The following is a 6991-nucleotide window of genomic DNA, read 5'->3' as shown; positions in this document are numbered from 1 at the left end:
AAAACCCATCGAAAAATACATATAGTCAAAGCCCTCAAAACCACATACAAGTAAAAATTAAAAAATATGGCTACGCAAGGCTTTAGTACTAATTAGCTGTATGAATAATTAGATGGTTTCACTATACGTGTAAAAACTATAAAATATGTGTAGCCAAGCCTTTAACTTTATTCGATGTATGAACAATTAAATGGTTTCACTCTCGTACCTTTGTATAATTTCTATTTTTATCACTCATGCTTTTTAATGAAGCAATCTATTTTTTTCATTTCAGAGAGCAAAATTTGAATGATTTGCAACTAAAGTCATCAATCAAATATATAAATTTTCCGACTAGAAATCATAAACTACGGAAGCCAATATTTTTATTTCACATCTTTCAAAACCATATCCATCAAGTACATTGCTCCACTCATAAAAAAATCAGGCTCAATACACTTACATTTCTATGTGATGTATTTAACCTGATTTTATGCGCAATGGACAATATTCAAAGAGCAGATTACACAAAAAGCTCTGCAATCATGTATAGCTTTGCATAACCTGAAACTTGCATACGCTGTTTTGATAATTGTTTACAGTATAAAACTCCACCTCGCGTAGATGCTTGATATGCAATTAACTCAGATTTATCTAAACGCATTGACCAAAATGGAGCAAGTGCTGTATGGATTGAACCTGTGACAGGATCTTCATTTACTCCAATCGCAGGTGCAAAATAACGACTAATAAAGTCATAACCTTCTTGATGGCTTAACGCAGTCACGACAACATCTTTACTCAAACCATCTGTTTCTTTTGCATTCAAACATACCGTTTTAAGTTGAAGAAAATCAGGTTGCAGTTCTAAGACCTGCTCTGCATGCTCATATTCTAAAATATACGCCTGCTCATTCACATATAACGCTTTAGGTGAAGTGCCCAAAGCTTCAATTAAACCTTGAGGAATATCTGTGAGTATATTTGCAAGACGTACAGGAAAATCCATAACAATTTTCCCATCTGTTTTTTGCGTAATATAAAAATCTCCGACGCTATTGGTTGTAAAACAAATTTCGTTAAGGTCAGGGTTTTCTTGAAATAAAACAAATGCACTCGCTAACGTGGCATGACCACAAAATGCAATTTCATCGGTTGGAGTAAACCAACGAATATGATAAGAATCTTTAGCTGTCGCTTTTAAAAAGGCAGTTTCAGAAAGATTATTTTCTAGAGCAATATTTTGCATAAGTGACTCATCTAACCACTCATTTAAAACAATGATCGCTGCGGAGTTACCTTTAAATAAATCTTGTGTAAAGGCATCTACTTGGTACATTTTTAACATTATTATTCTCAAGATTGATGATGAATCGGTTGTTCATCTTGGCTTTGTTTAAGTCGCTCTAAATCGGTTTGCCCCATAAGTTGACTTGTCACGGTTCCTGCAGTCATCGAACCATTTACATTCAATGCTGTACGACCCATATCAATCAAAGGTTCTATTGAAATGAGTAATGCGGCTAAGGTCACAGGAAAACCCAATGTAGGTAATACAATTAATGCAGCAAACGTTGCACCACCACCCACACCAGCGACACCAATTGAGCTTAAAGTCACTACACCTACAAGGGTTAAAATCCACATAGGGTCTAATGGATTAATCCCCATGGTCGGGGCGATCATTACGGCAAGCATTGCAGGATACAAACCCGCACAGCCATTTTGCCCGATGGTTGTTCCAAATGATGCAGAAAAACTTGCAATCGATTCGGGAATGCCTAAACGGCGTGTTTGTGCTTCAATGTTTAAAGGAATTGTGGCAGCACTTGAACGACTCGTGAATGCAAAAGTTAATACAGGCCACACTTTTTTAAAGAATAGTTTAGGGTTTACGCCTACACCGGCCAAAATGAGTGCATGTACTACAAACATAATAGCAATCCCAACATAAGACGCAACTAAAAAGCCACCAAGTTTCAAAATATCACTTAAGTTTGCACCTGCAACCACTTTAACCATAAGTGCCAAGACCCCGTAAGGCGTTAATTGCATCACCAAACGAACTAACTTCATTACCCAAAGCTGTAAAGTATCTACAGCTTCGAGTATTACACGGCCTTTTTCTGGATTATCTTTTGCCAGTTGCAGTGCTGCCAAACCTAACATGACCGCAAAAATCACCACACTAATAATCGATGTTGGTTTTGCACCCGTTAATTCTGCAAAAGGGTTAGTCGGTATAAAAGCTAAAATAAATTGAGGAACATTTAATCCAGTGACTTTTCCTGCATAGTCGGTCTGTATTGCTGTTAAACGTGCTGTTTCTGCTGTGCCTTGTACTAAACCATGTGCTGTTAGTCCAAAGAGTTGTGTGACCCCCACAGCAACAAGCGCAGCAATTGCAGTCGTGATTAACAGCGTACCAATACTAATAAAACTCATTTTACCCAGCGCAGAGGTTGCTGTATGTAACTTAGCCACCGCACTCAAAATAGAAATAAAGACTAACGGCATAACAATCATTTGTAAAAGTTTGACGTATCCATTACCTACAATATTAAACCAACTGATCGACTCAGCCAGTACAGGGTGTGCTGTACCATACACGCCCTGCAAAACGAGTCCAAAACATACGCCTAAACCCAATCCAGTGAGTACTTTTTTAGATAAGCTCCATGAACGTTTACCTAGTCGAGCCAACAACAACAGTAACCCTACAAACACAACAATATTAATGATTAAAGATAGATTCATATTTTTATCTCCAAATTTTATCGTACATTCAATTTTTATATTGCTTTGGATTATAAAGAAATTCACCATAAAAATTAAATTTTAGTGATAATATTTTTATTTACACATCATATATTTACATAAAAAAAGCCCTACATTTTGTAGGGCTTTTAAATCGTATAAAATTACTTCATATGTTGAATAATCGCTTGACCAAAATCAGAACAACTTAACAGTGTTGCACCATCCATTAAACGTTCAAAATCATAAGTGACCGTTTTTGCAGTAATTGCACCAGATACACCTTGTATAATTAAATCTGCAGCTTCAGTCCACCCCATATCACGCAACATCATCTCAGCAGAAAGGATAATTGAACCCGGATTCACTTTGTCCTGACCTGCATATTTTGGTGCTGTTCCATGAGTTGCTTCATATACAGAAATTGCATCACCAATATTTGCACCCGGTGCAATACCAATTCCCCCCACTTGTGCTGCCAATGCATCTGAAACGTAATCACCATTTAAGTTCAAAGTGGCAATGACTGAATATTCAGCAGGACGCATCAAAATTTGCTGTAAAAAAGCATCTGCAATCACATCTTTAATCACAATATCATTGCCCGTTTTTGGGTTTTTAATGTTCACCCACGGGCCATCATCGATCAGCTCGCCACCAAATTCATTGAGCGCCAATTCATAGCCCCATGCTTTAAATGCACCTTCGGTATATTTCATGATATTGCCTTTGTGTACCAAAGTCACAGATGGTTTATCATTATCGATGGCAAATTGAATGGCTTTACGCACTAAACGCGTTGTACCTTGCTTAGATACAGGCTTAACACCAATACCACAGCCTTCAGGAAAACGGATTTTCTTTACACCCATTTCTTCTTGAAAAAATTTAATGACTTTCTTCGCTTCATCAGAATCAGCAGCCCATTCAATACCTGCATAAATATCTTCTGAGTTTTCTCTAAAAATGACCATGTCTGTTTGTTCGGGATGCTTCACAGGTGATGGTACACCTTCAAACCAACGTACAGGACGTGAACATACATACAAATCAAGCTCTTGACGCAATGCAACATTCAATGAACGCATGCCACCACCCACAGGTGTAGTCAGTGGACCTTTAATTGCTACAACATATTCACGAATTGCTTTAAATGTTTCTTCAGGCATATATGTACCATAGGTAGCATTTGCCTTTTCGCCACAGTATACTTCCATCCATTCGATAGCACGTTCACCACCATAGGCTTTTTCTACCGCTGCATTAACCACATCTTTCATCGCGGGTGTAATATCTATACCAATTCCGTCTCCTTCAATAAAGGGAATAATTGGATGATTTGGTACATTCCATGACAGATCTGTATTAACGGTAATCTTTTCACCTTGTGTTGGTGTAACAATCTTGTCGTAACCCATTTTACAGGCTCCCTTTTATCTTTGGCGAACTACATGATTGTCTTTATGACAATTTTTCATTTTTTTAAATGCGACTTCATTCTAAAGTAAATCGATGCCATGCGTCATTTCCATTGGAAATAATCTACATTTAAGAAATCAATATACACCAGACACGTAAACGCAGATACTTTCATGAAAATTACCATACTCAACAAACCATTTAATGTGCTTTCACAATTCAGAGAAGAAGGACAACACACCACTTTAGCTGAGTATATTCATGATACTGAGTTACGTGTTGCAGGTCGTTTGGATCGTGATTCTGAAGGCTTATTGATCTTAACTGATCATGGTGGGCTCAACCAATACCTCACTAGCCCTAAAAAAAAGCAATATAAAACTTATTTAGCGCAAGTAGATGGCGCAGTAGATGCAGCTGCAGTAAAACAGCTGTGCAATGGTGTAGAACTCAACGATGGGATGACTTTACCTGCCTTGGTAAAAATCGTAGAAGAACCAGATTGGCTTTGGGAAAGAACACCACCCATTCGCTACCGTGCAAACATTCCAACCACGTGGTTAGAAATTCAAATCATGGAAGGAAGAAATAGACAGGTTCGCCGCATGACATCGGCTGTTGGTTACCCAACACTACGTTTAATTCGAACACAAGTCGGGCCAATCAATCTGATTAATCTTGGCCTAAAGGTGGGTGAAGCACGTGCTCTTGAGCCTTTATTGTTTCCCGAGTTTAAAAAAATTATGGAGCATAAAGAAACACCAAAGAAATTTTTCGCCTCAAAACCGAAAGCAGGTCATGTCGATAAAAAAACCAAGAAACAAGATAAACAACGTGATCAAGTTTTGGTTGAAATTTTTAAAACCGATGCCGTACGTCCTCGCCGTATTACCAACGGCACTACTCGCCCAAATCTAAAAAAAGGCCGTGGTCGACGTACTCGCTAATATTAAAAATAATTAAAAAAGGAGAGCAATGCATTGCTCTCCTTTTTTATCTAGGGTTTAAACGCACTCACTCAACCACGCTTTGGCTTTTTCTGCATTTTGTATCGTAAGTTTCACTGTATCGATCTTTAAATCTGCACTATGAACCTGCAAGGTCAGCAATTCATCACGGCGGAACACATGTAACGTTACCGTTTTTTGTTGCTCGCTGTATTGTGCCAAAAGTTTTTCAGTGGCTTTTAAATGGTCTATTGCAATCACGACATCATGTGCAGATACACCTGCTTGTGCCGCTACACTGTCACGACGAACCTGTTGAACCAACAAACCTTCTGGCTTTTCTTGCACCTTCATACCCAAAGGTAAAGACTGCTGTTGCTCTAATTCAACATTTACACCACATTGCGCCAACAGCTCGGCAAGTGGTAAGTCTTGTGTTGAATTCACCCACGTCTCTAAACGTTGTTTCCAATCATTTCCTGTCAAGGTTTCACAACAGTGTAAGATCGTTTGTTCATGGACTTGTTGACCTTGCTGTGCATTGCGATACAGCTGTCGCATGACATCATCTAAGCTAGACCCTTCAAGTCTTAAGCTCAAGTCAATACATAATGCGACCAAGGCCCCTTTATTATAATAACTTGTCCCTGCATTATTGGTATTTTCATCAGGACGATAAAACTTAATCCACGTATCAAAACTTGATTCAGCTACAGACTGCACTTGACGACCTGCATTTTGCAAATAACGGTCAATTTGTGCTTTTAATAACGTCAAATAACTTTCTTGAGAAATCACACCACTACGTCGCAAAATAAGGTCGTCGTAATACGAAGTAAAACCTTCAAAAACCCATAAGAGAGATGTGTACGTTTCTTGGTGTAAATTATACGGCACTAAAACTTCAGGTCGAATACATTTGACCAACCATGAATGAAAATACTCATGACTACACAAACCCAAAAAACGTTGATACGCTACAGACGGTTCATCTTTTTCATCTGTAACAGGTAAATCGGTTCGTGGAGCAATTAAACTGGTTGAATTTGGATGTTCAAGCCCACCATAATGATTTGCTGTTGCCATAGTCATAAACACATAATCATTAAAGGGGGCATGACCAAACATTTGTATTTCAGTCGTACAAATTTTTGTCAGATCTGTTTTTAATCGTTCTAAATTTGCTTGATGTCGTCCTGAAATGGTAAATGTATGTTCAATACCTTCTGCATCAAACGTAAAACGATCTTGTACAGCACACTCAAATGGACTATCAATTAACTGTAAATAATTGTCAGCATATAAACGATAATGCCCTTTCGTGTCACAAATATGTTTTAAACCTGTTGATAGCGTAAAGTGTGCAAGGCTTTCAGGCAAGACAAGCTCGACTTGGCAAGCTTGCTGATCATCTTCCAACACACCTAAACATACACATGAAGGGTTCACGTATAGCAAATTTTGGTCAACATAAGCACCACGCACAGATAAATCATAGGCATAAACCTGATAAGACACCGTAATTTCTTGGGTTTCGGTCAATCCCAATTGCCATTTATTTTTTTCAAACTTATTTATCGGTATAGATTTTCCGTCTACCGTATGCGCACGGACTGATTCTACATGTTTGGCAAATTCACGAATCAAGTAACTGCCCGGAATCCATGTGGGCAACCAAAGTACTTGCTCAGGTTGGGCAACAAAAGTAAAAGACACCCGTACAAGATGCTGTTTATAATCGTCAAATACAATTCGATAGTGCAACATAAGTCAGAATTTCAATCCAATTTTATTGAGGTCAGTTTTTAGATTAACACTTTTTTAAAGTGAATCTATGCCACAATATTAAATGTGTATTTTTTGTGACACTTTTTTATTTATTTTAAGTT

General features: G+C 38.0%; 5 protein-coding genes. 1 reads left to right on the top strand and 4 read right to left on the bottom strand.

Annotated features, from left to right (window positions below; all coding sequences use genetic code 11):
* Positions 1 to 502 precede the first annotated feature (502 nt).
* The 3 genes from I2F17_RS03480 to icd all read right to left on the bottom strand — a co-directional run bounded on the left by I2F17_RS03480 (position 503) and on the right by icd (position 4154).
* Positions 503 to 1327 (bottom strand): PhzF family phenazine biosynthesis protein, encoded by an 825-nt coding sequence (locus I2F17_RS03480; protein ID WP_196422858.1) that lies wholly within the window; start codon positions 1325 to 1327, stop codon positions 503 to 505.
* Positions 1328 to 1335: 8 nt separating this feature from the next.
* The gene (locus tag I2F17_RS03475) at positions 1336 to 2736 is read right to left on the bottom strand and encodes an L-cystine transporter (RefSeq protein WP_196422857.1); all 1401 of its coding nucleotides are present in this window, start codon (positions 2734 to 2736) and stop codon (positions 1336 to 1338) included.
* Between the two features lie 164 nt (positions 2737 to 2900).
* Positions 2901 to 4154 (bottom strand): NADP-dependent isocitrate dehydrogenase, encoded by a 1254-nt coding sequence (icd, locus tag I2F17_RS03470; protein WP_211139092.1) that lies wholly within the window; start codon positions 4152 to 4154, stop codon positions 2901 to 2903.
* A gap of 174 nt (positions 4155 to 4328) precedes the next feature.
* Between icd and I2F17_RS03465 the strand changes: the two genes are divergently transcribed.
* Positions 4329 to 5102 carry a pseudouridine synthase gene (locus I2F17_RS03465; RefSeq protein ID WP_196422855.1) on the top strand — a complete coding sequence of 258 codons (774 nt, stop codon included), beginning with the start codon at positions 4329 to 4331 and terminating at the stop codon, positions 5100 to 5102.
* 57 nt (positions 5103 to 5159) lie between these two features.
* On the opposite strand, the gene I2F17_RS03460 is transcribed toward I2F17_RS03465, so the two are convergent.
* Positions 5160 to 6869, bottom strand: a complete 1710-nt coding sequence (locus tag I2F17_RS03460) for a M61 family metallopeptidase (protein WP_211139091.1) — start codon at positions 6867 to 6869, stop codon at positions 5160 to 5162.
* Between the last annotated feature and the right edge of the window lie 122 nt (positions 6870 to 6991).

This window comes from Acinetobacter baretiae, from assembly GCF_015627105.1.
GTDB lineage: Bacteria > Pseudomonadota > Gammaproteobacteria > Pseudomonadales > Moraxellaceae > Acinetobacter > Acinetobacter baretiae.
Note: the sequence above shows the minus strand (reverse complement) of the source record. Positions and strands in the feature narration are given on the sequence as shown.

Bases quoted from the DNA above. Each gene is read 5' to 3' on its own strand.
- I2F17_RS03480 (WP_196422858.1), bottom strand. From the start codon at position 1,327: ATGTTAAAAATGTACCAAGTAGATGCCTTTACACAAGATTTATTTAAA.
- I2F17_RS03475 (WP_196422857.1), bottom strand. From the start codon at position 2,736: ATGAATCTATCTTTAATCATTAATATTGTTGTGTTTGTAGGGTTACTG.
- icd (WP_211139092.1), bottom strand. From the start codon at position 4,154: ATGGGTTACGACAAGATTGTTACACCAACACAAGGTGAAAAGATTACC.
- I2F17_RS03465 (WP_196422855.1), top strand. From the start codon at position 4,329: ATGAAAATTACCATACTCAACAAACCATTTAATGTGCTTTCACAATTC.
- I2F17_RS03460 (WP_211139091.1), bottom strand. From the start codon at position 6,869: ATGTTGCACTATCGAATTGTATTTGACGATTATAAACAGCATCTTGTA.